Raw genomic sequence first — 23,999 nt, forward strand, 5'->3', positions numbered from 1 at the left:
AATCAGATACAGACATCCACCCATTTTGCGGAAGTCAGTTCTGCCATTCTGTCAGGTGAAATGCGCACAGCGCTGTGAATTGCGCCTGCGGCGGGCAGCACTTCGGCGTACTGCTTCAAAGAGATATCGCAATATACCGCGAGCGGGTTTTCCAGTCCGAACGGACATACACCGCCAACGGGATGACCGGTAATGGTCACCACTTCATCACTGCTGAGCATGCGCGCTTTCGCACCGAAGGTGTCTTTGAGCTTTTTGTTATCCAGACGCGCGTCGCCTTTCGCCACCACCAGGATCACCTCATTTTTAACCTTGAGTGACAGGGTCTTGGCGATTTGTCCCGGCTCGACACGATGGGCGGCAGCAGCCAACGCAACGGTAGCAGTACTTTGACTAAGCTCAATAACGTCTATATCCGGCGCGTTGTCGGCAAAAAACTGCTGTACAGACTGCAAACTCATTGTTTCCTCCTGACAAATATCCTGCGTAATCTGTCATAAGAATTTATGCTCTGTAAATATCTCTTAAGTAACAAATACCCCAAACGGCTGATTTCTGGATCCCCTTCACAATCACAGAAACCGGTTACAGTAACCGGTTGCAGAGCGCGGAGCGTAGATTAATACTGAGTACGTAACGTCCCCTGTATCCAATAATAAGAGCCAAATATGAAACCATTTCGTCTGAGCAGTACCGCTGGTTGGCAAGCCAGCAAGGTTGTGAAGCTGATGTATGGAACAACGTGCGGCGCGTATGTGCCCGTAACAAACGTCTGACAGGAGATCTGCCATGTCTGCCAACCATGCTGCGTTTAATCTGATATTCCGTTTCGTCGAAAATTACGTCAGCCCGATAGCCGGGCGGATCTCTTCCCAGCGTCACGTTATGGCGATTCGTGACGGCTTCATCTCCGCGATGCCGTTTATGATTGTGGGTTCTTTTTTGTTAGTCTTTGCTTACCCACCTTTTTCGCCTGATACCACCTGGGGTTTCGCCCGCGCCTGGCTGGATATGGCGAAGCAGTTTGAAGGCCAAATCCTGACGCCGTTTGATATGACGATGGGCATCATGTCCATTTATATCTGTGCCGCCATTGCCTATAACCTTGGCAAACACTACGTCAAATCTCACCAGCTGGACCCCTTTATGTGCGCCATGCTGTCGCTGATGGCGTTTCTGCTGGTCGCGGCACCGAAAACCAAAGGCACGCTCCCTGTCGACAGTCTGGGGGGAACGGGCATTTTTACCGCGATTCTGGTGGCGATTTATTGCGTTGAGATGATGCGTTTCCTCAAAGCGCATAACATCGGCATTCGTCTGCCGGACCAGGTCCCGCCGATGATCAAAAACTCTTTTGATCTGCTGATCCCGGTGCTGGTGGTGGTGTTGACCCTCTATCCTCTGAGCCTGGTGATTCAGTCTCAGTTTGGCATGCTGATCCCGCAGGCCATTATGTCGGTCTTTAAACCTCTGGTTTCCGCGGCAGATTCTCTGCCTGCGATCCTGCTGGCCGTGTTGATTGGTCATCTGCTCTGGTTCGCCGGGATCCACGGCGCCGCCATCGTCTCCGGGATGCTGCAGATGTTCTGGCTGACGAACCTGGGCGCTAACCAGACCGCGCTGGCCGCCGGTCAGCCTCTGCCGCATATCTTCATGGAGGCGTTCTGGACGTTCTTTATCGTAATTGGCGGGTCGGGCGCCACGATGGGATTGGTGATTTGCTATCTGCGCAGCCGTTCAGCGCATTTACGCTCTATCGGGCGTTTGAGCGTGGTACCCAGCTTCTTTAACATCAACGAGCCGGTCATTTTCGGTACGCCAATCGTGATGAACCCGGTGTTCTTTATCCCGTTCCTGCTGGCACCGATGGTTAACGCCGTGCTGGCGTGGGCGGCGATGACGTTTGATTTGATTGGGCGCGTCATCTCCGTGGTTCCCTGGACGGCACCGGCGCCGATAGGCGCAGCGTGGGCCCTGGGCTGGGATTTCCGCGCGGCGATTCTGGTTGTGGTTCTGGCCTGCGTATCGGCGATCATCTACTTCCCGTTCTTCAAAGTGTATGAGAAGCAGCTGCTGGAGCAGGAAGCGGAAGAAGCGCAGCGTAGCGCGGAAGAGGACAATCAGCAGGTGGCATAGGTAAAAACAAAACGGCAACCCAGGTTGCCGTTTTTTGTTTTTGTCGGCCCGGTAAGCGAAGCGCCACCGGGCAAATCACTGCTCTACTTCAGCGTGCAATCCCCACACTGCTTAACGTCCGGCAGGCGATAGCGCTGGCAGCAGGTGCGGCGAACCAGAAGCCCATCACGGAGCACGACGGTACGGAATAGCGGATTGTCCCGGCCATCGGAAAGCTGCTTTGCAAAGAAGCAGGACTGACGCAGGGCCTCAACGTTCTCATCACCGAGAAGCGGCTTCATTTCCGTTAAATACCAGTGGATTAAATAGCCCGTATTGCTCCAGATAAGCTTCCCGTTAATCTCTCCCGTCGCTTCCAGCGCTTCCACCACCGGGATCAGGGCCTGCGTGATGAGCCGCTCCATACGTTCCTGAGCAGTGAGGCGTTCAGCGCTGTGGTCTTCGTGGAGATCAATCCAGAAGCAGGCAGCACGTCCGGTTTCGTGAAACTCGACGTGGAAATTATCCGGCGAGAGTTCAAGCATGCTCTTCTGTGTTAACAGCGCCAGCATGAGCGGAGGCACCATCAGCCCGATATACCACTGCGCCCAGAGGGAGAGCAGGGGTTTATTTTCCCGCGTAAGGGTAGGCTGATTGCGATAGATATGGTCGGAATAGGTGGCCAGCAGTGATTGCAGCTTAGACGGTTGGCGCCACTCTGAGAGCGTCATCGCGTGGGACGGGGGCGCTTCATCAAGCCGGATAAAGTCCAGCAGGTGGGCACGCGTTTCCGCAATCTTTTCCCGTATCGCATCTGCAAGCGAAGCATTCCCGCTGGTGAGCGGCGCTCGCCAGAGGAGAGGTTCGACGATGTGTGCGGTATGCGTGGCCATAGTATAGATAGAAATCTAAATGATAATGATTGCCAATCCTAACTATTGCTCATACCAATGGCAAGACTTTTGTCCTGGTGACCTCGTCGGTAGGTTTATGCCGTCTGAATCTCTTCGCTTAGCAGAATGTTATTGCGTCCCATATGCTTTGCTTCATAGAGGGCTTTGTCCGCTTTTTCCAGCGCGCCTTCCACGTCTTCATCCTCGAAAATGGCGATGCCAATGCTGATAGTGACGTTTGTCGCGACGCTTTCGTTAAACAGATGCGGGATTTTCAAATCATACACTTTCTGACGGATCCGCTCGGCCGTCTGGCGAGCGTGTTCGAGTGAAATGTTGGTCAGCAGCACCATAAACTCTTCCCCACCAAAACGCGCCACAATATCGCGAGAACGTACGGCGTCACGGATTGCCGCAGAGACGCGCTTCAGCGCCTGGTCGCCCATCATATGGCCGTAATGGTCGTTATAGGCTTTGAAGTGGTCGATATCCATCAGCAGGACAAAGTGTTCGCCATTTTCTACCGTGGGCAGATTCTCCAGACGGCTTTGCAGACCGCGACGATTATAGAGCCCGGTAAGCGGGTCCATCATGCTGAGGTCGGTAAGGGTTTCTCGTTCTTCCAGAAGGCGAGAGAGCAGCTCCTGAGCGAAACGGTCGTTGCGTCTTTGCAAAATGTTATGAATAGCAATTGCCACCACAGGAAGTGCGAAAGAATAGGTCATTCGCAGCCATATATCGTGATCGCTTAACCACAGGCAGACAATAAAGGTGGGCAATGAATGCAGCGTAAACGCTTTGATATTACTGGCGAACGCCAGCGTGCCGATAAAAAGTACCGTTAAAAGAGCAATTAGCAAATATGTCGCATGGTCCTGAGTAATTAAGGCGAATTTGGAGACAATTTGCCAGGCCCATAAAATACCGAAGATCGCTGAAACGACAGGAATATTTATCTTCCGCGCGCGCTTTCTCCAGTGCCAGACGAACAGGCCAGTACTGATGGCGAAAATAGCAATCAGAGGGGCAGAAAACAGGCGTACAGAATTGAGCGGATTTGTTACCGAGAACACTGCCGAGGTTGCGTTCAGAAATAAAAATAAACGTAACGATAATTGATATTTTCTGTGAACCAAAGACCGCCAGGATTGTGATGTCATAGTCGCGTGTTTTTATTAAAATTTAATTAAAACAGATAAATAGGTGTTATTTCGCAATAAAATATGCAAAAAACTCAAAGAGTAATTATCAGAAAATCTTTAGACGTTGTTAACAGGTGCGCAATTTATCACCTTAGACAATTCCTGTCATTACGGGAAAGGTAAAGGTCGATGGATTTTGATTCATTCAGCTGGCAAATGATAATTTTTGTTATATGATATTGGTTATCATTATCGTTGATAGAGGGAAAAGTATGTTGAACAGAGCGCTGGGCAGTGGTTGGGGGGTACTGCTACCGGGAGCCATTCTCGGCGGTTTGACGTTTGCCGATCTCTCTCTCGATACCTGGAAAGTCATCATCGCGTCAGGACTGTTAGCCACGTCAGGCATGATCTGGCATAAGCAACTACGTCACTTTGTTTTACTGCCATCCTGTGTCGCGCTGGTCAGCGGAATTCTGGTGATACTGATGAGTTTGAAATAACAGGGATAAAGAAGAAATTCAGAGGGGTTGTAAGATAATTGGTGCGAGGGGGGGGACTCGAACCCCCACATCCGTAAGGACACTAACACCTGAAGCTAGCGCGTCTACCAATTCCGCCACCTTCGCACAGTCATCTTACTCTTTATTGCTATGTTGATATCGCCTCGTTGGTGCGAGGGGGGGGACTCGAACCCCCACATCCGTAAGGACACTAACACCTGAAGCTAGCGCGTCTACCAATTCCGCCACCTTCGCCCAGTGCGAGCAATATCATCGTGATTTATGGTGCGAGGGGGGGGACTCGAACCCCCACATCCGTAAGGACACTAACACCTGAAGCTAGCGCGTCTACCAATTCCGCCACCTTCGCATACCATCGATACTGTAAAAGTATCGTAACCACGGAGGCGCATTCTAGATGTTTTCAGCTTTACGTCAACAGAAAAGTGCGCGTGATGCCTTGATTGATGCAAAAATGGCCGATGGACGCGCCGTGTATAGCCGGATGGCGCTTTCGCTTATCCGGCCTGGAGGGGAGGCGATTACTTTTTGGCCTGACGCGTCATCACGGTGCGGTAGACCTTAAAGCGGCCGGTCTGGGCGATAACTTCGTGGAAGCCAAAAGTTTCATCCAGCACTTTCGGGTACGCCAGGAAGGCGTTCGCGACGATACGCAGCTCACCGCCGCTGTTGAGGTGACGAACTGCGCCACGGATCAGCGCTTGTGCCGCTTCCAGGCTGGTCTCCATACCGTCGTGGAACGGCGGGTTAGAGATGATCATGTCGAAGCGACCGGTGATGTCGGAGAAGACGTTGCTGGCAATGACTTCGCCTTCAATGCCGTTTGCGGCAAGCGTTGCGCGGCTGGCTTCAACCGCCGGGGCGCTCACGTCACACAGGGTTAAGCGCACTTTTGGCGAATGGCTGGCGAGCACGGTAGAGAGCACGCCCGCGCCGCAGCCTACGTCCAGCACTTTGCCTTTGGTGTGCGGCGTCAGGGTGGAAAGCAGCAGCTTGCTGCCCGTATCCAGCGCATCGCGGCTGAACACGCCCGGCAGGGTTTTGATGGTCAGGCCGTCAAGCTGGTACTCGTCCCAGTATGCCTGCGCATCAAACGTTGTCTGTTTTTCCAGACGGCCATGGTACAGACCACAGCGGCGAGCGCTGTCGACTTTATTCAGCGGCGCGTAGCCTTCCAGCAGCTGTTCCGCGCTACGCACGCCGCTGCGGTTTTCACCGACCACGAAAATATCGCAGCCGACCGGCAGCAGGGAGAGCAGGTTCATCAGCTGGAACTGGGCTTCCGGTTTATTCTTCGGCCAGTAGTAGATCAGCGTATCGCAGTCGGCGATATCGCTCTGCTCTGCCACCAGGCTAAAGCGCGCGCGCTCGCCCATCTGGCGGCTCAGCACCTGCCAGTGGTGGTAGTATTGGGTGTGGGCACGGCTTTCAGCACAGTCGAAACGCGCGGGCAGGTCATCCTGCATATCTCCGGCAAACAGAATACGGCTTTCTTCGAAATCATCACTGTGACGCAGCAAGACTTCACTTGCCGGGGTAAATGCAGACATGAATTGTTCCTCAATAAACTCAGGCGGGGATTATAGTAGGTAGATGGCGCACTTTCGACACATTTGCTATATTTGCGCGCCTGAGAGACAGGAGTTTTCCCTATGACATCCCGACGAGACTGGCAGTTGCAGCAGCTGGGCATTACCCAGTGGGCTTTGCGTCGCCCGACGGCGTTGCAGGGCGAAATCGCTATCTCCATCCCGGCGCACGTTCGCCTGGTGATGGTGGCGGAAGAACTGCCTGCCCTGAATGACCCCCTGATCGGTGATGTTCTTCGCAGCCTGAAGCTGACGGCCGACCAGGTTTTACCGCTGACGCCAGAGCGTGTCGCGATGCTGCCTCCTGATAGCCGCTGTAACAGCTGGCGTATCGGAGAGGCAAATGAGATCTCTCTTCAGGGGAGCCAGATCTGCACGCCAGCGCTGGACGAACTGAAAGCCAACCCAAAAGCGCGCAGCGCGCTATGGCAACAAATCTGCGAATATGAACACGATTTCTTCCCTCACGACGCCTGACCTGTCCACCGCGTTCGCGATTGAAACACGCGCCCACGCGTTTCCGTGGAGCGAAAAAACCTTCGCCAGCAATCAGGGCGAACGGTATCTGAACTACCGCCTGGACGTTGACGGCACCATGGCCGCTTTCGCGATCACGCAGGTTGTTCTTGATGAAGCGACGCTGTTTAATATCGCGGTTGATCCCGCGTTTCAGCGCCGCGGGCTGGGAAGAGAACTGCTTGAGCACCTCATCCGTGAGCTCGAAACCCGTGACGTTTTCACCCTGTGGCTGGAGGTGCGCGCGTCGAATGTCGCCGCCATCGCGCTCTATGAAAGCTTAGGCTTTAACGAGGCGACAATCCGCCGTAACTACTACCCCACCGCAGAGGGACGTGAAGACGCCATCATAATGGCTCTGCCGATTGGATAATAAAAAATAAGGTTGTAACGATGAAATGGGACTGGATTTTCTTTGATGCCGACGAAACGCTGTTTACGTTCGACTCGTTCGGCGGCCTGCAGCGGATGTTTCTCGACTATAGCGTAACCTTCACCGCTGAAGATTTTCAGGACTATCAGGCGGTCAACAAACCGCTGTGGGTGGATTACCAGAACGGTGCCATCACCGCGTTACAGCTTCAGCACCAGCGCTTTGACGTCTGGGCGGAACGCTTAAAGGTCAGTCCGGGAACGCTGAACGAGGCTTTTCTCAACGCCATGGCCGATATTTGTGCGCCCCTGCCGGGCGCGGTTTCCCTGCTGAATGCGTTGAAAGGTAAGGTGAAACTGGGGATCATCACCAACGGTTTTACCGCCCTGCAGCAGATCCGCCTTGAGCGCACCGGCCTGCGCGATCATTTTGACGCGCTGGTGATCTCGGAAGAGGTTGGCGTGCCGAAGCCGGATCCGCGAATTTTCGACTACGCGCTGGCGCAGGCCGGCAATCCCGACCGCGATCGTGTCCTGATGGTGGGGGATACCGCAGAGTCAGATATTCTGGGCGGCATGAAGGCTGGTCTGTCGACCGTCTGGCTCAATGCGCATGGCCGCGTGAAGCCTGAAGGCATCGAGCCGACCTGGACCGTGACGTCGTTGAACGAACTGGAGCAACTCCTGTGTAAACAATGATTGCCTGCCCCCCGTTGATGGGTAAAATAGCCGCAATTTTGTATTCCATGATGCGTGGCGTGCTGCCGCGCTTATAAAAGAAGATTTAATTATGACGTTGTCTCCTTATCTGCAAGAGGTGGCCAAGCGCCGCACTTTTGCCATTATCTCGCACCCGGATGCCGGTAAAACGACCATCACTGAGAAGGTGTTGCTGTTCGGACAGGCGATCCAGACTGCGGGTACCGTTAAAGGCCGTGGCTCCAGCCAGCATGCAAAATCCGACTGGATGGAGATGGAAAAGCAGCGTGGTATTTCGATTACCACCTCCGTGATGCAGTTCCCGTATCATGACTGCCTGGTGAACCTGCTGGACACCCCGGGTCACGAAGACTTCTCCGAAGATACCTACCGTACCCTGACGGCGGTGGACTGCTGTCTGATGGTGATCGACGCCGCGAAAGGTGTAGAAGATCGTACCCGTAAGCTGATGGAAGTCACCCGTCTGCGCGATACGCCGATCCTCACCTTTATGAACAAACTCGACCGTGACATCCGCGATCCGATGGAGCTGATGGATGAAGTGGAAAACGAGCTGAAGATCGCCTGTGCGCCAATTACCTGGCCAATTGGCTGTGGTAAGCTGTTCAAAGGCGTTTATCACCTCTATAAAGACGAAACCTACCTGTATCAGACCGGTAAAGGCCACACCATTCAGGAAGTGCGCATCGTGAAAGGTCTGGACAACCCGGATCTGGACGCGGCGGTCGGCGAAGAGCTGGCCGCGCAGCTGCGCGACGAGCTGGAGCTGGTCAAGGGCGCGTCTCACGAATTCGACAAAGAGCTGTTCCTGAGCGGCGAAATTACCCCGGTCTTCTTCGGTACCGCACTGGGTAACTTCGGCGTTGACCACATGCTCGACGGTCTGGTGGAGTGGGCGCCGCAGCCGATGCCGCGCAAAACCGACACCCGTGAAGTGGAAGCGAAAGAAGAGAAGTTCACCGGATTCGTGTTTAAGATTCAGGCCAACATGGACCCGAAACACCGTGACCGCGTGGCCTTTATGCGCGTGGTGTCCGGTAAATATGAAAAGGGCATGAAGCTGCGCCAGGTGCGTATCGGGAAAGACGTTGTCATCTCCGACGCGCTGACCTTTATGGCAGGTGATCGTTCCCACGTTGAAGAGGCCTATCCGGGCGACATCATCGGGCTGCACAACCACGGCACCATCCAGATCGGTGATACCTTCACCCAGGGCGAAATGATGAAGTTCACCGGTATTCCGAACTTCGCGCCGGAGCTGTTCCGTCGCATTCGTCTGCGCGATCCGCTTAAGCAGAAACAGCTGCTGAAAGGCCTGGTTCAGCTCTCCGAAGAAGGCGCCGTGCAGGTGTTCCGCCCGATTGCGAACAACGATCTGATCGTGGGTGCGGTCGGCGTGCTGCAGTTTGACGTGGTCGTTGCGCGCCTGAAGAGCGAATACAACGTAGAAGCGATTTACGAATCGGTGAACGTCGCGACCGCGCGCTGGGTTGAGTGTTCTGACGTGAAGAAATTCGAAGAATTCAAGCGTAAGAATGAAGTTCAGCTGGCGCTGGATGGCGGCGATAACCTGACCTATATCGCGCCAACGATGGTCAACCTGAACCTGACGCAGGAACGTTATCCGGACGTTCAGTTCCGTAAAACCCGCGAGCACTAATCCCCTCTCAGAGCACGGCATTCGCCGTGCTCTTCTTTATTTCCTGTCTTATTAATCCCTTGCGGAATGTTCTTAATTCAACGCAATTTCACGCTATTCGCCCATTTTTTACCCAATTCTGAAAGCGGCTCTGTGAGAGTGATCTATATTTAACTCAGTGTTTAACACCGGGCGTGGATAAATTAACTGTTCAATGCATGGCTTTAGGTTATCCATTTTGCTCGTGTGTTTATTCGCAATATATATCACTACTAAGGAAGTACGTAGCCCGAATAACGGGTCAACACAGGAATAGATCGATGAATATGACAAGACTGAAGATTTCTAAAACTCTGCTGGCTGTAACACTGGGTAGCGTTCTGGTGAGCGGCTCCGCCCTGGCGGAAAGCAGCACCATGGATAAAGCACAATCCACGGCCGATAGCGCAGGGCAAAAAATCGATAGCTCTATGAATAAAGTCGGCAATTTCATGGATGACAGCTCTATCACAGCAAAAGTGAAGGCCGCACTGGTGGATGATGAAGCCATCAAGAGCACCGATATTTCCGTTAAGACCGACAAGAAAGTGGTCACGCTGAGCGGCTTTGTTGAAAGCCAGGCTCAGGCTGAACAGGCGGTGAAAGTGGCGAAAGGCGTCGAAGGCGTCGCCTCCGTCAGCGATAAGCTGCACGTCCGTGACGGCAAAAACGCGTCGGTGAAAGGTTATGCCGGTGATGCAGCCACCACCAGCGAAATCAAAGCTAAACTTTTAGCAGATGACATCGTGCCGTCCCGTAAGGTGAAAGTGGAAACCACCGATGGCGTGGTTCAGCTTTCCGGTACGGTAGATTCGCAGGCGCAAAGTGAACGTGCCGAGTCCATCGCGAAGGCGATTGATGGTGTGAAAAGCGTTAAAAACGATCTGAAAACGAAGTAAATCTCGACCATTCGCCCGTCTGGCTAAACCCTGCGGGCGAAATAAGAACGACTCTGGAAAAACGCCGGTGAGTGACCTGAGCGCTCACGTTTAGCGGCCGACATTAACTATGGTAAAGGAGAAGCTTATGTTTCGTTGGGGCATTATATTTCTGGTTATCGCGTTAATTGCCGCCGCATTGGGCTTTGGTGGACTGGCAGGTACAGCGGCATGGGCAGCTAAAATTGTCTTCGTTGTGGGTATTATTCTGTTCCTGGTCAGCCTGTTTACAGGGCGTCGACGTCCATAGCAAACGCAATATTCCGTCAACAAAATAAAGCCAGTCACTGTGACTGGCTTTTTCTTATTTGCGTAATAGGTCGGGTGCGTTACTGTGGTGTTATAAAATAATCAAAACAGGAAAGCAGAGGTGGGGCAACGAATTCCCGTTACGCTCGGCAACATTGCGCCGCTGACGTTAAAACCGTTTCGCGCGGGTCAACTCGCGCTGGTCTGCGAGGGTGGCGGACAGCGCGGCATTTTCACCGCTGGCGTGCTGGACGAATTTATGCGCGCGCAGTTCAACCCCTTTGACCTTTACTTCGGCACCTCTGCCGGGGCGCAGAACCTCTCTGCCTATGTCTGTAACCAGCCCGGCTACGCGCGAAAGGTCATCATGCGCTACACCACGGCGAAAGAATTTTTTAACCCGGTGCGGTTTGTGCGCGGCGGCAACCTGATCGATCTCGACTGGCTGCTGGAGTCAACCTCCAGCCAGATGCCGCTGGCCATGGATACTGCCGCCCGTCTGTTTGATAGCGGTAAACAATTCTGGATGTGCGCCAGCCGGGGCGATGACTATTCCCCGGGCTATTTTTCGCCTCAGAAAGAGAACTGGCTGGACATCATCCGCGCCTCCAGCGCGATCCCCGGCTTTTATCGTACCGGCGCCCTGCTGGACGGTATTAGCTATCTGGACGGGGGGATCAGTGACGCGGTGCCGGTGCAGGAAGCCGCCCGTCGCGGGGCGAAAACCATTGTGGTGATTCGTACCGTACCGTCGCAAATGTATTACACCCCGCAGTGGTTTAAGCGGATGGAGCGCTGGCTGGGCGACAGCAGCCTGCAGCCGCTGGTGAACATCGCGAAGCAGCATGAAACCACCTACGGCGCGATGCAGCGCTTCATTGAGAAACCGCCGGGCAAGCTGCGTATTTTTGAAATTTATCCGCCTAAGCCGCTGCTGAGCATGGCGCTGGGCAGCCGCGTTCCTGCGCTGCGCATGGATTACAAAACGGGGCGGCTGTGTGGGCGCTACTTCCTGGCGACGGTGGGGAAAATGCTGGCGGAGCAGCCGCCGCTTCATCGCCATAAACGCATTATTACGCCGCCTGCGATTGTCGCCAACGACGCCCTGACGGTGCCCCTGGTTGACATTCCGCAGGCGAATGACGCTTTACTGGATAACGAGGATCTGGCGTGATGCACCGCTTTGTCGACACCCATTGCCACTTTGATTTCCCGCCGTTTACGGGAGATGAAGAGCAAAGCATTGCGAAAGCGGCCGAGGCAGGCGTTCAGGCCATTATTGTGCCTTCAGTGGAAGCGGCTTACTTTTCCCGGGTGCTGGATCTTGCTGCACAGCACCCCGCGCTCTATGCGGCGCTTGGCCTGCATCCGATCGTGATTGAGCGGCATCGGGATGAGGACATTGAGCGACTTGATGAGATAGTGCAGACCGCAGGCGACAAGCTTGTCGCCATCGGTGAGATCGGCCTCGATCTTTATCGCGAGGAGCCGCATTTTGAGCGCCAGCAGACGATCCTCGACGCGCAGCTCAGGCTGGCGAAGCGTCACGATCTGCCGGTGATCCTTCATTCAAGACGCACGCACGATAAGCTGGCAATGCACCTGAAGCGTATCGATTTGCCGCGTAAGGGCGTCGTGCATGGTTTCTCAGGCAGCCTGCAGCAGGCGCAGCGTTTTATCGAGCTGGGCTACAAAATCGGCGTTGGGGGCACCATCACCTATCCGCGCGCCAGTAAAACCCGTGACGTGATGGCACAGCTGCCGCTGTCGGCGCTTCTGCTGGAAACTGACGCGCCGGATATGCCGCTGAACGGTTTTCAGGGCCAGCCGAATCGCCCGGAACAGGCGGCGCGCGTGTTCACAGCCCTGTGTGAACTGCGAAAAGAGCCTGAAGAGGTGATTGCCGGTGCGCTGCTGGAAAATACGCAGTCGGTATTTGGCATCACGCTATAGATAAAGCGCCGGGCGGATCACCGTAATCTTCTGTTTTTCCAGCGCCCGCGCCAGCGGTTCAACGTCTTCCGGCGTGGCGCTGCGCCATGACGCCGCCTCACCGTACACGCCATGCGCATGAAAAGCGTTGAGGCGTACCGGCACGTTTCCCAGCCCGTGGATAAACGCCGTCAGCGGCTTCAGATGTTCCAGATAATCACACTGTTCCGGAATCACCAGCAGGCGGAGCTCCGTTAAACGATTACGATCTGCCAGCCAGCGGATACTCTGCTTGATCTGCGGGTTTTCGCGCCCGGTCAGGAAGCGGTGGTGTTCGTTCCCCCATGCTTTCAGGTCCAGCATCGCGCCATCCATTACCGGCAGCAGCTTTTGCCAGCCGGTTTCGCTTAACAAACCGTTGCTGTCGACCAGGCAGGTCAGATGATTCAGGTCGGGATCGGCTTTGATCGCGGTGAACAGCGTCACTAAAAACGGTAATTGCGTTGTGGCCTCACCGCCGCTCACGGTGATCCCCTCGATAAACGGTGCGGATTTGCGGATCTGTGAAAGGATCTCCTCCACGCTCAGGCGGTGTGCCATGGGCGTTGCCTGCTGCTGGCACAGGTGCAGGCAGGTGTCGCACTGCTGGCAGTCACTCTCCTGCCACCAGACGCGTCCCGCCTGTATGGTCAGCGCGTCGTGCGGGCAGTGGGGCACGCAGTCCCCGCAGTCGTTGCAGCGGCCGATCGTCCACGGGTTGTGGCAGGTTTTACAGCGCAGGTTGCAGCCCTGCAGGAACAGGGCCAGGCGGCTGCCCGGCCCGTCCACGCAAGAGAAGGGGATGACCTGACTAACTAAAGCGCATCTGCTGTTCATGGCTTATCACGCGCGGCTGACGTTCCAGAATACGGGTATTGCGTGCGGCCTCTTCCCCCAGCCACGTGGTGTTCGTTCTTGAACCCGCTTCCCGGTATTTCTCCAGATCCGACAAGCGAACCATATAGCCGGTCACGCGTACCAGATCGTTACCGGCCACATTCGCGGTGAACTCACGCATACCGGCCCTGAACGCCCCCAGGCAAAGCTGAACCACCGCCTGCGGATTGCGTTTTACCGTCTCATCCAGCGTTAAAATATCGCTGATCCCGGAAGCGTAGTGCTTGTGGTGCGGCGCCACCGCCAGCAGGTGGCTGATGGGATCCGGCTCGTCGCCGTAGGGCAGGCGCGCGCCCGGCGTGGTGCCCGAATCGGAGCTGATCCCCGACTGCGCATGCAGCATCGCGCGCTGCTTCCAGCCGTGTTTCACCGGCGTGTTTTCGACAAACGCCGCAAGCTGTTCGCTGATGCGATAGCCCAGCGCGTTGGCCTGCTCGTCTTTGCCGTAACGCCCAGTCATCCCGGCTTTCTCACAGAGCACGTTTACCGCTTCTGCCAGGCCGTACATGCCAAACATCGGCACAAACCGATCGGCATCAATCAGCCCCTCTTTCACCAGGAAGCTATTCTCAAAGAAGCCGGATTGTTGATACAGGAAATCGCAGCGGGCATCGATGATGGCCATTTGCTGCTGGCAGTAATGCGGGAGGGCGCGGCTGAAGAAGTCTTCCATTGACGTACTGTGTTCGGCGATGGCCTTGAGGTTGAGGCGCACCAGGGTGCTGCCACCGCCTGCCAGAGGCAGGGAGTTGTAACAGCTCACTACGCCGTAATGGCCTTTTGTGAAAATTTTATCATTCACCGGGCCATTAGAAATATGCGGTTTGCTGCATTCACATATGTTTTTCGCCACCTCAAGCAGCAAATCATCCGGGGTGATCGCTGGATCATAAATAAAGGTCAGGTTCGGCGCGACCTGCTTCAGCTCTGCATCGGCACGCAGAATGGCACGGGTAATGGGCGTATCTTCCGGCCCGATATTGGCATGCATAAAGGCATCCGGCAGCGTACGGTCGAGATAGCGCCAGAAACGTTTTATTCGGCTATTGATTTCTTCTTGTGTTAGAATTCTAACATAAGGTTGCAGCAACGCATCAAGCTGACCGAGATAGACCGGCATCGATGTGACGGACGGAACATGGTGGTAGAGGATGGTTAACAGTGAGAGGGCGTCGTCGAGATCTTTTGCCCCTTCCAGCTCCAGCCATTCTGAACCATTAGCCAGAAATTTTGCGTAATCCGGCAGAACGTAACGGGGTTTGTAAGGCGCATGGCCTTCGAACATGTCGCAGATGAACCCCTCGTCCAGCGCGGCGCGCGCAGCTTCAGGAAGTGCCGGATACGGCAGGTTGTTTTCCGCTTCCAGCGCCAGAAAATGACGTTTTTGTTCCGGGGATAACGCCGGGCTTGTCACAATCTGCTGGCAACGTTGTTGCAGGGCGTCGGGGCTGGAGTGGGACATGTTCGCTTCCTTGAGTGTTCTGCGGATGATGAACGGATTGTAGAAAGCCTGCCTGTCGGCACTTTTGATCCGACAGGGGGTATCGCTGCTTTAGTCGGCAATATGCGCGCTAAAGTTTGAAGAAGATCACATTACAGTAATGCAAATTTGCATGCAGTTTTTATTAACTGTGATGAATGTCGAAGTGTGGATGCGGGTGGATGTTAGAATACTCACAGACCCGCAAGGTAAAATTTATACGGCACTGCCGTTGGAGAATGTTATGACCGATTTAACTGCAAGCAGCCTGCGCGCGTTGAAACTGATGGACCTGACTACCCTGAACGATGACGACACCAATGAGAAAGTCATCGCCCTGTGCCATCAGGCGAAAACGCCGGTGGGCAACACCGCAGCCGTTTGTATCTACCCGCGCTTTATCCCGATTGCCCGTAAGACGCTGAACGAGCAGGGCACCCCGGACGTGCGCATTGCAACCGTCACTAACTTCCCGCATGGCAACGATGATATCGAGATTGCGCTGGCAGAAACCCGCGCGGCGATTGCCTACGGCGCAGACGAAGTGGATGTGGTGTTCCCGTACCGCGCGCTGATCGCCGGCAACGAGCAGGTCGGTTTTGACCTGGTGAAGGCCTGTAAAGACGCGTGTGCGGCGGCAAACGTGCTGCTGAAAGTGATCATCGAAACCGGCGAGCTGAAAGAAGAGGCGCTGATTCGTAAAGCCTCTGAAATCTCCATCAAAGCCGGTGCGGATTTCATTAAAACCTCTACCGGTAAAGTACCGGTAAATGCGACCCCGGAAAGCGCGCGCATCATGATGGAAGTGATCCGCGACATGGGCGTGTCCAAAACCGTGGGCTTCAAACCTGCGGGCGGCGTGCGTACCGCGGAAGACGCGCAGCAGTTCCTGGCGATTGCCGACGAGCTGTTTGGCGCCGACTGGGCCGATTCCCGTCACTACCGCTTCGGCGCCTCCAGCCTGCTGGCCAGCCTGCTGAAAGCGCTGGGTCACGGCGACGGTAAGAGCGCAAGCAGCTACTAAGTTTGAATTGCCGGGTGGCGCTACGCTTACCCGGCCTACCCGGATCGTGGTCGGGTAAACCGTACCCGCCACCATTCACCCGATTCCTCATGGGGGTTACCGTGTTTCTCGCACAAGAAATTATTCGTAAAAAATGTGATGGTCATGCATTAAGCGACGAAGAGATCCGCTTCTTCATCAACGGCATTCGTGATAACACCGTCTCAGAAGGGCAGATTGCGGCTCTGGCGATGACCATTTTCTTCCACGATATGTCGATGCCTGAGCGCGTGTCGCTGACCATGGCGATGCGAGATTCAGGAACCGTTCTGGACTGGAAAAGCCTCAACCTCAACGGCCCGATTGTGGACAAACACTCCACCGGCGGCGTGGGCGACGTGACCTCCCTGATGCTCGGCCCTATGGTGGCAGCCTGCGGCGGTTACGTTCCTATGATCTCCGGGCGCGGCCTGGGCCACACCGGCGGTACGCTCGACAAACTGGAAGCCATTCCGGGCTTCGATATCTTCCCGGATGACAACCGCTTCCGCGACATTATTAAAGACGTTGGTGTGGCGATTATCGGCCAGACCAGCTCTCTTGCTCCGGCAGACAAGCGTTTCTACGCGACCCGCGACATCACCGCGACCGTTGACTCCATCCCGCTGATCACCGCCTCTATCCTGGCGAAGAAGCTGGCAGAAGGGCTGGACGCGCTGGTGATGGACGTGAAGGTAGGCAGCGGCGCGTTTATGCCAACCTATGAACTCTCTGAGGCGCTGGCCGAAGCGATCGTTGGCGTCTCCAACGGCGCGGGCGTGCGCACTACCGCACTGCTCACCGACATGAACCAGGTGCTGGCTTCCAGCGCCGGTAACGCCGTCGAAGTGCGTGAAGCCGTCCAGTTCCTGACAGGCGAATACCGCAACCCGCGTCTGTTCGACGTCACCATGGCGCTGTGCGTGGAGATGTTAATCTCCGGCAAACTGGCCAAAGACGACGCCGACGCCCGCGCGAAGCTACAGGCGGTACTGGACAACGGCAAAGCGGCGGAGATCTTTGGCCGCATGGTTGCGGCGCAGAAAGGCCCAACCGACTTCGTCGAAAACTATGCGAAGTACCTGCCGACCGCGACGCTCAGCAAAGCGGTGTATGCCGATAGCGAAGGTTTCGTCTCCGCTATGGACACCCGTGCGCTCGGCATGGCGGTGGTCTCGATGGGCGGCGGCCGTCGTCAGGCATCTGACACTATTGATTACAGCGTCGGCTTTACCGATATGGCCCGTCTGGGCGACAGCGTTGACGGCCAACGTCCGCTGGCGGTGATCCACGCCAAAGATGAAGCCAGCTGGCAGGAAGCGGCGAAAGCGGTGAAGGCGGCTATTACGCTTGACAATAAAGCGCCGGAAACCACACCGACTGTCTATCGCCGTATCACCGAATAGCGGTATACTGATCTGATCGATAATTTTTGAAGCACTACGTACGGAGAACAATTATGAAACGTGCATTTATTATGGTGCTGGACTCATTCGGCATCGGCGCAACCGAAGATGCGGAACGTTTTGGTGACGTGGGTTCCGATACCATGGGTCACATCGCGGAAGCCTGTGCGAAAGGCGAAGCGGATAACGGTCGTAAAGGCCCTCTGACTCTACCCAACCTGACCCGCCTCGGGCTGGTGAAAGCGCATGAAGGTTCTACCGGTAAAATCGCAGCCGGTATGGATGCTAACGCGGAAGTCGTGGGCGCCTACGCCTGGGCGCACGAGCTCTCCTCCGGTAAAGACACCCCGTCCGGTCACTGGGAAATCGCCGGTGTGCCGGTGCTGTTCGACTGGGGTTACTTCTCCGATCACGAGAACAGCTTCCCGCAGGAGCTGCTCGATAAGCTGGTGAAGCGTGCCAACCTGCCGGGTTACCTCGGCAACTGCCACTCCTCCGGTACCGTGATTCTTGACCAGCTCGGCGAAGAGCATATGAAAACCGGCAAGCCGATTTTCTACACTTCTGCTGACTCCGTGTTCCAGATTGCCTGCCACGAAGAGACCTTTGGCCTGGATAAACTCTACGAGCTGTGCGAAATCGCCCGTGAAGAGCTGACCGAAGGCGGCTACAACATTGGCCGCGTGATCGCGCGTCCGTTTATTGGTGACAAAGCGGGTAACTTCCAGCGTACCGGTAACCGTCACGATCTGGCCGTTGAGCCGCCGGCGCCAACCGTGCTGCAGAAGCTGGTTGATGAGAAAGGCGGTCACGTGGTTTCTGTAGGTAAAATCGCGGATATCTACGCTAACTGCGGCATCACCAAAAAGGTCAAAGCGACCGGACTCGATGCGCTGTTCGATGCCACCATCAAAGAGATGAAAGAAGCGGGCGACAAGACCATTGTCTTCACCAACTTCGTCGATTTCGACTCCTCCTGGGGTCACCGTCGCGACGTAGCGGGTTATGCTGCGGGTCTTGAGCTGTTCGACCGCCGCCTGCCGGAGCTGATGGAGCTGGTGGGTGAAGATGACATTCTGATCCTGACCGCGGACCACGGCTGCGATCCAACCTGGACCGGTACCGATCACACCCGTGAGCACATTCCGGTGCTGGTGTACGGCCCGAAAGTGAAGCCGGGTTCGCTGGGTCACCGTGAAACCTTCGCGGACATTGGCCAGACCCTGGCGAAATACTTTGGTACGTCTGACATGGAATATGGCAAAGCCATGTTCTGATGTCATTGCCCGGTGGCGCTTCGCTTACCGGGCCTACGGTTTTGTAGGCCGGGTAAGGCGTAGCCGCCACCCGGCAAAAACAACAAGTTAAAAGGAACTGAAGATGGCAACTCCTCACATTAATGCAGAAATGGGTGATTTCGCTGACGTCGTATTGATGCCGGGCGACCCGCTGCGCGCGAAGCACATTGCAGAAACCTTCCTGGAAGACGTGCGTGAAGTGAACAACGTTCGCGGCATGCTGGGCTTCACGGGTACTTATAAAGGCCGCAAAATCTCCGTTATGGGCCACGGCATGGGTATCCCATCCTGCTCCATCTACACCAAAGAGCTGATCACCGATTTCGGTGTGAAGAAAATCATCCGCGTAGGCTCCTGCGGTGCGGTGCGCATGGACGTTAAGCTGCGTGACGTGGTGATCGGCATGGGCGCGTGTACCGACTCTAAAGTCAACCGCATCCGCTTTAAGGATCATGACTTTGCGGCCATCGCTGACTTTGACATGGTGCGTAACGCGGTTGACGCGGCAAAAGCGCTGGGCGTTGACGCGCGCGTGGGCAACCTGTTCTCTGCCGATCTGTTCTACTCGCCAGAAGGCGACATGTTCGACGTGATGGAAAAATACGGCATCCTGGGCGTGGAAATGGAAGCGGCCGGTATCTACGGCGTAGCGGCTGAATTCGGTGCGAAAGCGCTGACCATCTGCACCGTATCTGACCATATCCGTACCCACGAGCAGACTACCGCTGCCGAGCGTCAGACCACCTTCAACGACATGATCAAAATCGCGCTGGAATCCGTTCTGCTGGGCGATAAAGAGTAAGAGCTGTTGTGCCGGGTGGCGGCCTCGCCTGACCCGGCCTACGGTTTTGTAAGCCCGCTAAGCGCAGCGCAAGCGGGCTTTTTTACTAGCGCACGGCCTGTGCAACCCATGCTGACAAATCCCTTAACTCTTTTTCCTGCTCCGGAAAATCGCCGATCAGCGCATCACACTCCTGCTGCAACATATCCGCCCGATACAAACAGCCCTGCAGACGAGCGGCTAACGCCTCTAACGGTGCCGGATTGAGACTATCCGTAAAGACCTGCGTGCGGGTGATATGGCCTTTCTCCACGTCGAAGTGCAGCTCCACGCCGCCCCAGGTAAACCGTTCGTCCAGCAGATGGGAAAAGGCAGGGGCCTGACCGAAGTTCCACTCCCAGCTGCTCTGGCGCGCAAAGGTTTCCGCGAAGTTGGGCAGGTCCGGTGTTTTGTCAGGGGAGATCGCTTCAGCTTCTACCCGCTCGCCGTAATGTTCGAAGAAGGCTTCACGAATCGCATCGCAAATCTGCTCGTGAGTAATCCCGGGCAGCAGTTCCACCAGATTCGCCACGCGCCCGCGCACGGAGGTGATGCCCTTAGCCTGTAGCTTTTTCTTATCTGGATTAAGGTAGTTAGCCAGACGGCTGAGATCGGCGTTCAACAGCAGGGTGCCGTGGTGGAATCCGCGATCCATCGTTTCGCGATAGGCAGAGCCGGATACCTTGCGGTCGCCATCGGGCGTTTTGACCACCAGATCGTTACGTCCGGAGGCTTCCGCCGTCACGCCGAGCGAATTGAGCGCGTTGAGGACGATGGACGTTGAGATGGTTTTGTCGTATTCCGGTTTGCCCGCCATAAAGGTAAAGCAGGTATTGCCCAGATCGTGGAATACCGCGCCGCCGCCGCTGCTGCGGCGCGCCAGACGGACGTTGTCCTCTTCCATACGGCGGGTGTTGCACTCTTTCCACGGGTTTTGCGCACGACCAATAACCACCGTATCGGCATTGCGCCAGAGAAACAGTACGCGCTGGGTGGCAGGCATCTGGCGGAAGATGCACTCCTCCACTGCCAGGTTAAACCAGGGATCGTAAGAGTCAGAGATAAGCAGGCGTAACGTCGACATGGCAGAGTTCCTTTTCCAAATCATCCGCCTACTTTATCACTATTCTTTCTTCTCGCTCTCTTCGTCTTCGGGGACTGACCGGCTGGCGGTCAGCAGGAACGGGGATTGCTGCCAGCGCGTGCGCTTGCCCCGAAGCAGAGTGCGTGCCAGCACAACGCCGATGGCGAGTGAAAGCAGCAGCATCAGGCGCAGAATATTGGTGGTATTATCGACCTGTTTGGCTTCAGTGGGCAGGGTGTGGGTATCAAGGGTGAGGCGCAGATAGCCCAGCGGGCCATTCTTCCCCTGAATAGGTTCAACAAGCTGTTGGTTGAAGTAGCCGCCGGCTTTTTTGCCGTCCAGCGCCAGCCTGTCTCGCACGTCGACGTGCTCGCCCGCGCGGGCAATCAGGTTGCCTTGCTCATCATAGACACCGGCATCAAGAATGCGGCTGTTCTCCGTGAGCAGGCGTAAAACCTGGCCTATCCGCTTCTCGTCAGGCGTTTCGTTACGCATGGACGGCGCGACGTTGAGCGTGACCTGGCGTGCCAGCGTGCGGGCCAGCTCTTCAAACTGCGGGTTGCGTTGCCGTTGATGGTTCTGGCTAAACCACGATGCCCCTTGCATTAGCACCACTAAGAGTGCGAGACAGGAAAGGACAATCACGGCGCGATGGAGCCGGAATTTCAGTTTTGCGCGAGCCATATTCCACCTGCTGAAAATTTACGGCTTAATGTTGCCAGAAGTGATGGTTACAGGGTAGCCTCATGCGTTATTTTCCCTCTGCAACCTTCCGGCGCGAACGAAATTACAGGAGCTTTAATGCCGAACATTACCTGGTGTGACCTGCCAACGGATGTCTCTTTATGGCCAGGATTGCCGCTCTCTTTAAGTGGCGATGAGGTGATGCCTCTGGATTACCACGCCGGTCGTAGCGGCTGGCTGCTGTACGGACGCGGTCTGGATAAGCAACGCCTGACCCAGTATCAAACCAAACTGGGGGCCGCGATGGTCATCGTCGCCGCCTGGTGCGTGGAAGACTACCAGGTCATTCGCCTGGCGGGCTCTCTGACCCAGCGCGCCACGCGCCTGGCGCATGACGCCGGGCTGGATGTCGCACCGCTGGGTAAAATTCCGCACCTGAAAACGCCTGGCCTGCTGGTCATGGACATGGACTCTACCGCCATTCAGATCGAGTGTATCGACGAAATTGCGAAGCTGGCGGGCAGCGGCGAGCTGGTGGCGGAAGTCACCGAGCGTGCGATGCGCGGCGAGCTGGATTTCACCGCCAGCCTGAGACAGCGCGTGGCGACCCTGAAAGGGGCCGATGCCAACATTCTGCGCCAGGTGCGCGACGTGCTGCCGCTGATGCCCGGGCTGACGCAGCTGGTGCTGAAGCTGCAGTCCCTCGGCTGGAAGGTGGCGATCGCCTCCGGTGGCTTCACCTTCTTCGCGGATTATCTGCGGGAAAAACTGCATCTGACCACCGTGGTGGCCAACGAGCTGGAGATCATGGACGGCAAGCTGACCGGTCAGGTGATCGGCGATATTGTGGATGCCCAGTACAAAGCCAATACGCTGACGCGCCTCGCGGAAAAATATGAAATTCCGGTTGTCCAGACCGTCGCCATCGGTGACGGCGCGAACGACCTGCCGATGATCAAAGCGGCCGGCCTGGGCATTGCCTACCATGCCAAGCCAAAAGTGAATGAAAAGACGGAAGTGACTATCCGTCACGCTGACCTGATGGGGGTGTTCTGCATTCTCTCCGGCAGCCTTAATCAGAAATAACGGTCTGCTTTGTAGGCCGGGTAAGCGTAAGCGCCACCCGGCATGCAGGCCGCAGAGAAATAACGAGGTAAACCGTGGCGAAAGCTCCAAAACGCGCATTTGTCTGTAATGAATGTGGTGCGGATTATCCGCGCTGGCAGGGGCAATGCAGCGCCTGCCATGCCTGGAACACCATCACCGAAGTGCGTGGTGTGGCGGCTTCGCCGAGCGTGGCGCGCAATGAACGCCTGAGTGGCTATGCGGGCAATGCAGGCGTGTCGAAGGTACAAAAACTTTCAGACATCAGCCTGGAGGCGCTGCCGCGCTTCTCCACCGGCTTCAAGGAATTTGACCGCGTGCTCGGCGGCGGCGTGGTGCCGGGCAGCGCGATCCTGATCGGCGGTAACCCGGGCGCGGGTAAATCGACTCTGCTGCTGCAAACGCTTTGCAAGCTCGCCGAACAGATGAAAACCCTGTACGTCACGGGCGAAGAATCACTCCAGCAGGTGGCGATGCGCGCGCACCGCCTGGGCCTGCCGACCGGCAACCTGAATATGCTGTCGGAAACCAGCATCGAGCAGATCTGCATGATCGCCGAAGAAGAGCAGCCTAAGCTGATGGTGATCGACTCCATCCAGGTGATGCACATGGCGGACATCCAGTCCTCGCCGGGCAGCGTCGCGCAGGTGCGTGAAACCGCGGCCTACCTGACGCGCTTTGCCAAAACGCGCGGCGTGGCGATTGTGATGGTGGGTCACGTGACCAAAGACGGCTCGCTGGCGGGACCGAAGGTGCTTGAACACTGTATCGACTGCTCCGTGATGCTCGACGGCGACGCGGACTCTCGCTTCCGTACCCTGCGCAGCCATAAAAACCGCTTTGGTGCGGTGAACGAGTTAGGCGTGTTTGCCATGACCGAGCTGGGGCTGCGTGAAGTCAGCAACCCGTCGGCCATCTTCCTGAGCCGGGGAGATGAAATCACCTCCGGCAGTTCGGTGATGGTGCTGTGGGAAGGGACGCGCCCGCTGCTCGTCGAAATTCAGGCGCTGGTGGATCACTCGATGATGGGCAACCCGCGGCGCGTAGCGGTTGGTCTGGAACAGAACCGCCTGGCAATCCTGCTGGCGGTGCTGCACCGTCACGGCGGGCTGCAGATGGCGGATCAGGACGTCTTCGTGAACGTGGTCGGCGGCGTCAAAGTCACCGAGACCAGCGCAGACCTGGCGCTGCTGCTGGCGATGGTCTCCAGCCTGCGCGACAGACCGCTGCCGCAGGATCTGGTCGTCTTTGGCGAAGTGGGCCTCGCCGGGGAAATCCGTCCGGTGCCGAGCGGCCAGGAGCGTATCTCCGAGGCGGCAAAACACGGTTTCCGTCGGGCTATCGTTCCCGCTGCCAACGTGCCGAAAAAAATCCCGGAAGGGATGCAGGTCTTTGGCGTGAAGAAACTCGCAGATGCGTTAAATGTCTTTGACGACTTATAATTACGTATTCGATTTTGCAGGAGGCACCGTAATTT

At 56.1% G+C, this 23,999-nt stretch carries 24 protein-coding genes and 3 tRNA genes; 16 read left to right on the top strand and 11 right to left on the bottom strand.

Annotated elements, in window-relative coordinates; genetic code table 11:
* Positions 1 to 2: 2 nt before the first annotated feature.
* Complete coding sequence (locus ACOTXT_RS00355) at positions 3 to 461, bottom strand: YbaK/EbsC family protein (protein WP_008502085.1); 459 nt, start codon at positions 459 to 461, stop codon at positions 3 to 5.
* A gap of 328 nt (positions 462 to 789) precedes the next feature.
* On the opposite strand from ACOTXT_RS00355, the gene ACOTXT_RS00360 reads away from it, so the two are divergent.
* A complete protein-coding gene (locus ACOTXT_RS00360; RefSeq protein ID WP_045415546.1) occupies positions 790 to 2,136 on the top strand; it encodes a PTS sugar transporter subunit IIC in 1,347 nt (448 codons plus the stop codon).
* Between the two features lie 83 nt (positions 2,137 to 2,219).
* On the opposite strand, the gene fhuF is transcribed toward ACOTXT_RS00360, so the two are convergent.
* Together fhuF and ACOTXT_RS00370 are read right to left on the bottom strand one after the other, a co-directional pair.
* A complete protein-coding gene (fhuF, locus tag ACOTXT_RS00365; RefSeq protein ID WP_021240589.1) occupies positions 2,220 to 3,008 on the bottom strand; it encodes a siderophore-iron reductase FhuF in 789 nt (262 codons plus the stop codon).
* 95 nt (positions 3,009 to 3,103) lie between these two features.
* Positions 3,104 to 4,168: a GGDEF domain-containing protein gene (locus ACOTXT_RS00370; RefSeq protein WP_023293335.1), complete on the bottom strand. Its 1,065-nt coding sequence runs from the start codon at positions 4,166 to 4,168 to the stop codon at positions 3,104 to 3,106.
* A gap of 215 nt (positions 4,169 to 4,383) precedes the next feature.
* Between ACOTXT_RS00370 and ACOTXT_RS00375 the strand changes: the two genes are divergently transcribed.
* Positions 4,384 to 4,653, top strand: a complete 270-nt coding sequence (locus tag ACOTXT_RS00375; RefSeq protein WP_172513796.1) for a DUF1435 domain-containing protein — start codon at positions 4,384 to 4,386, stop codon at positions 4,651 to 4,653.
* A 39-nt stretch (positions 4,654 to 4,692) separates the two neighbouring features.
* Here ACOTXT_RS00375 and ACOTXT_RS00380 read toward each other — a convergent pair.
* The 4 genes from ACOTXT_RS00380 to rsmC form a co-directional block, all read right to left on the bottom strand.
* Positions 4,693 to 4,779: transfer RNA gene (locus tag ACOTXT_RS00380), tRNA-Leu, on the bottom strand.
* Between the two features lie 42 nt (positions 4,780 to 4,821).
* A tRNA-Leu gene (locus ACOTXT_RS00385) sits at positions 4,822 to 4,908 on the bottom strand.
* A 28-nt stretch (positions 4,909 to 4,936) separates the two neighbouring features.
* Positions 4,937 to 5,023, bottom strand: a tRNA-Leu gene (locus ACOTXT_RS00390).
* A 172-nt stretch (positions 5,024 to 5,195) separates the two neighbouring features.
* On the bottom strand, positions 5,196 to 6,224 hold the full coding sequence (gene rsmC / locus ACOTXT_RS00395) for a 16S rRNA (guanine(1207)-N(2))-methyltransferase RsmC (RefSeq protein WP_008502080.1): 1,029 nt from the start codon (positions 6,222 to 6,224) through the stop codon (positions 5,196 to 5,198).
* Between the two features lie 102 nt (positions 6,225 to 6,326).
* On the opposite strand from rsmC, the gene ACOTXT_RS00400 reads away from it, so the two are divergent.
* The 8 genes from ACOTXT_RS00400 (at position 6,327) to ACOTXT_RS00435 (ending at position 12,689) form a co-directional block, all read left to right on the top strand.
* A complete protein-coding gene (locus ACOTXT_RS00400; RefSeq protein WP_021240586.1) occupies positions 6,327 to 6,740 on the top strand; it encodes a DNA polymerase III subunit psi in 414 nt (137 codons plus the stop codon).
* A complete protein-coding gene (gene rimI, locus ACOTXT_RS00405; protein ID WP_008502078.1) occupies positions 6,709 to 7,152 on the top strand; it encodes a ribosomal protein S18-alanine N-acetyltransferase in 444 nt (147 codons plus the stop codon). The genes ACOTXT_RS00400 and rimI overlap by 32 nt, the downstream gene beginning before the upstream one ends.
* 20 nt (positions 7,153 to 7,172) lie before the next feature.
* Positions 7,173 to 7,850: a pyrimidine 5'-nucleotidase gene (gene yjjG / locus ACOTXT_RS00410; protein ID WP_008502077.1), complete on the top strand. Its 678-nt coding sequence runs from the start codon at positions 7,173 to 7,175 to the stop codon at positions 7,848 to 7,850.
* 91 nt (positions 7,851 to 7,941) lie between these two features.
* Positions 7,942 to 9,531: a peptide chain release factor 3 gene (gene prfC, locus ACOTXT_RS00415; RefSeq protein WP_008502076.1), complete on the top strand. Its 1,590-nt coding sequence runs from the start codon at positions 7,942 to 7,944 to the stop codon at positions 9,529 to 9,531.
* A gap of 299 nt (positions 9,532 to 9,830) precedes the next feature.
* The gene (osmY, locus tag ACOTXT_RS00420) at positions 9,831 to 10,448 is read left to right on the top strand and encodes a molecular chaperone OsmY (RefSeq protein ID WP_008502075.1); all 618 of its coding nucleotides are present in this window, start codon (positions 9,831 to 9,833) and stop codon (positions 10,446 to 10,448) included.
* 127 nt (positions 10,449 to 10,575) lie between these two features.
* Entirely contained in the window at positions 10,576 to 10,737 is a 162-nt protein-coding gene (locus ACOTXT_RS00425; protein ID WP_003856556.1) for a DUF1328 domain-containing protein, read from the top strand.
* Positions 10,738 to 10,857: 120 nt separating this feature from the next.
* Entirely contained in the window at positions 10,858 to 11,910 is a 1,053-nt protein-coding gene (locus ACOTXT_RS00430; protein WP_023293332.1) for a patatin-like phospholipase family protein, read from the top strand.
* On the top strand, positions 11,907 to 12,689 hold the full coding sequence (locus ACOTXT_RS00435) for a TatD family hydrolase (protein WP_074168452.1): 783 nt from the start codon (positions 11,907 to 11,909) through the stop codon (positions 12,687 to 12,689). Before ACOTXT_RS00430 ends, ACOTXT_RS00435 begins: the two co-directional genes overlap by 4 nt.
* Here ACOTXT_RS00435 and ACOTXT_RS00440 read toward each other — a convergent pair.
* Both ACOTXT_RS00440 and ACOTXT_RS00445 read right to left on the bottom strand, forming a co-directional pair.
* Positions 12,684 to 13,544: a YjjW family glycine radical enzyme activase gene (locus ACOTXT_RS00440; RefSeq protein ID WP_055321731.1), complete on the bottom strand. Its 861-nt coding sequence runs from the start codon at positions 13,542 to 13,544 to the stop codon at positions 12,684 to 12,686. The two genes, ACOTXT_RS00435 and ACOTXT_RS00440, sit on opposite strands and share 6 nt — an antisense overlap.
* Positions 13,519 to 15,066 (bottom strand): YjjI family glycine radical enzyme, encoded by a 1,548-nt coding sequence (locus ACOTXT_RS00445; RefSeq protein WP_055321732.1) that lies wholly within the window; start codon positions 15,064 to 15,066, stop codon positions 13,519 to 13,521. Before ACOTXT_RS00445 ends, ACOTXT_RS00440 begins: the two co-directional genes overlap by 26 nt.
* A gap of 262 nt (positions 15,067 to 15,328) precedes the next feature.
* Here ACOTXT_RS00445 and deoC point away from each other — a divergent pair, with 262 nt between their 5' ends.
* The 4 genes from deoC (at position 15,329) to deoD (ending at position 19,632) form a co-directional block, all read left to right on the top strand.
* Positions 15,329 to 16,108, top strand: coding sequence for a deoxyribose-phosphate aldolase (gene deoC / locus ACOTXT_RS00450; protein WP_023293328.1), 780 nt, complete (start codon positions 15,329 to 15,331; stop codon positions 16,106 to 16,108).
* 101 nt (positions 16,109 to 16,209) lie between these two features.
* Complete coding sequence (gene deoA / locus ACOTXT_RS00455; protein ID WP_421625274.1) at positions 16,210 to 17,532, top strand: thymidine phosphorylase; 1,323 nt, start codon at positions 16,210 to 16,212, stop codon at positions 17,530 to 17,532.
* 53 nt (positions 17,533 to 17,585) lie between these two features.
* Positions 17,586 to 18,809 carry a phosphopentomutase gene (deoB, locus tag ACOTXT_RS00460; RefSeq protein ID WP_046091472.1) on the top strand — a complete coding sequence of 408 codons (1,224 nt, stop codon included), beginning with the start codon at positions 17,586 to 17,588 and terminating at the stop codon, positions 18,807 to 18,809.
* Positions 18,810 to 18,912: 103 nt separating this feature from the next.
* The gene (gene deoD, locus ACOTXT_RS00465; protein WP_003856538.1) at positions 18,913 to 19,632 is read left to right on the top strand and encodes a purine-nucleoside phosphorylase; all 720 of its coding nucleotides are present in this window, start codon (positions 18,913 to 18,915) and stop codon (positions 19,630 to 19,632) included.
* Between the two features lie 85 nt (positions 19,633 to 19,717).
* Here deoD and lplA read toward each other — a convergent pair whose 3' ends face one another.
* Positions 19,718 to 20,734, bottom strand: a complete 1,017-nt coding sequence (gene lplA / locus ACOTXT_RS00470) for a lipoate--protein ligase LplA (protein ID WP_039023920.1) — start codon at positions 20,732 to 20,734, stop codon at positions 19,718 to 19,720.
* A gap of 39 nt (positions 20,735 to 20,773) precedes the next feature.
* A complete protein-coding gene (locus ACOTXT_RS00475) occupies positions 20,774 to 21,418 on the bottom strand; it encodes a YtjB family periplasmic protein (protein ID WP_008502067.1) in 645 nt (214 codons plus the stop codon).
* Positions 21,419 to 21,535: 117 nt separating this feature from the next.
* Between ACOTXT_RS00475 and serB the strand changes: the two genes are divergently transcribed.
* Together serB and radA are read left to right on the top strand one after the other, a co-directional pair.
* Entirely contained in the window at positions 21,536 to 22,504 is a 969-nt protein-coding gene (serB, locus tag ACOTXT_RS00480; protein ID WP_008502066.1) for a phosphoserine phosphatase, read from the top strand.
* A gap of 74 nt (positions 22,505 to 22,578) precedes the next feature.
* The gene (radA, locus tag ACOTXT_RS00485; RefSeq protein ID WP_234099297.1) at positions 22,579 to 23,964 is read left to right on the top strand and encodes a DNA repair protein RadA; all 1,386 of its coding nucleotides are present in this window, start codon (positions 22,579 to 22,581) and stop codon (positions 23,962 to 23,964) included.
* The last annotated feature ends 35 nt before the right edge of the window (positions 23,965 to 23,999 follow it).

Source organism: Enterobacter cloacae complex sp. IR5422 (genome assembly GCF_049238165.1).
Classification (GTDB): Bacteria; Pseudomonadota; Gammaproteobacteria; order Enterobacterales; family Enterobacteriaceae; genus Enterobacter; species Enterobacter roggenkampii.

Bases quoted from the DNA above. Each gene is read 5' to 3' on its own strand.
- ACOTXT_RS00355 (WP_008502085.1), bottom strand. From the start codon at position 461: ATGAGTTTGCAGTCTGTACAGCAGTTTTTTGCCGACAACGCGCCGGAT.
- ACOTXT_RS00360 (WP_045415546.1), top strand. From the start codon at position 790: ATGTCTGCCAACCATGCTGCGTTTAATCTGATATTCCGTTTCGTCGAA.
- fhuF (WP_021240589.1), bottom strand. From the start codon at position 3,008: ATGGCCACGCATACCGCACACATCGTCGAACCTCTCCTCTGGCGAGCG.
- ACOTXT_RS00370 (WP_023293335.1), bottom strand. From the start codon at position 4,168: ATGACATCACAATCCTGGCGGTCTTTGGTTCACAGAAAATATCAATTA.
- ACOTXT_RS00375 (WP_172513796.1), top strand. From the start codon at position 4,384: ATGATATTGGTTATCATTATCGTTGATAGAGGGAAAAGTATGTTGAAC.
- rsmC (WP_008502080.1), bottom strand. From the start codon at position 6,224: ATGTCTGCATTTACCCCGGCAAGTGAAGTCTTGCTGCGTCACAGTGAT.
- ACOTXT_RS00400 (WP_021240586.1), top strand. From the start codon at position 6,327: ATGACATCCCGACGAGACTGGCAGTTGCAGCAGCTGGGCATTACCCAG.
- rimI (WP_008502078.1), top strand. From the start codon at position 6,709: ATGAACACGATTTCTTCCCTCACGACGCCTGACCTGTCCACCGCGTTC.
- yjjG (WP_008502077.1), top strand. From the start codon at position 7,173: ATGAAATGGGACTGGATTTTCTTTGATGCCGACGAAACGCTGTTTACG.
- prfC (WP_008502076.1), top strand. From the start codon at position 7,942: ATGACGTTGTCTCCTTATCTGCAAGAGGTGGCCAAGCGCCGCACTTTT.
- osmY (WP_008502075.1), top strand. From the start codon at position 9,831: ATGAATATGACAAGACTGAAGATTTCTAAAACTCTGCTGGCTGTAACA.
- ACOTXT_RS00425 (WP_003856556.1), top strand. From the start codon at position 10,576: ATGTTTCGTTGGGGCATTATATTTCTGGTTATCGCGTTAATTGCCGCC.
- ACOTXT_RS00440 (WP_055321731.1), bottom strand. From the start codon at position 13,544: ATGAACAGCAGATGCGCTTTAGTTAGTCAGGTCATCCCCTTCTCTTGC.
- ACOTXT_RS00445 (WP_055321732.1), bottom strand. From the start codon at position 15,066: ATGTCCCACTCCAGCCCCGACGCCCTGCAACAACGTTGCCAGCAGATT.
- deoC (WP_023293328.1), top strand. From the start codon at position 15,329: ATGACCGATTTAACTGCAAGCAGCCTGCGCGCGTTGAAACTGATGGAC.
- deoB (WP_046091472.1), top strand. From the start codon at position 17,586: ATGAAACGTGCATTTATTATGGTGCTGGACTCATTCGGCATCGGCGCA.
- deoD (WP_003856538.1), top strand. From the start codon at position 18,913: ATGGCAACTCCTCACATTAATGCAGAAATGGGTGATTTCGCTGACGTC.
- lplA (WP_039023920.1), bottom strand. From the start codon at position 20,734: ATGTCGACGTTACGCCTGCTTATCTCTGACTCTTACGATCCCTGGTTT.
- ACOTXT_RS00475 (WP_008502067.1), bottom strand. From the start codon at position 21,418: ATGGCTCGCGCAAAACTGAAATTCCGGCTCCATCGCGCCGTGATTGTC.
- serB (WP_008502066.1), top strand. From the start codon at position 21,536: ATGCCGAACATTACCTGGTGTGACCTGCCAACGGATGTCTCTTTATGG.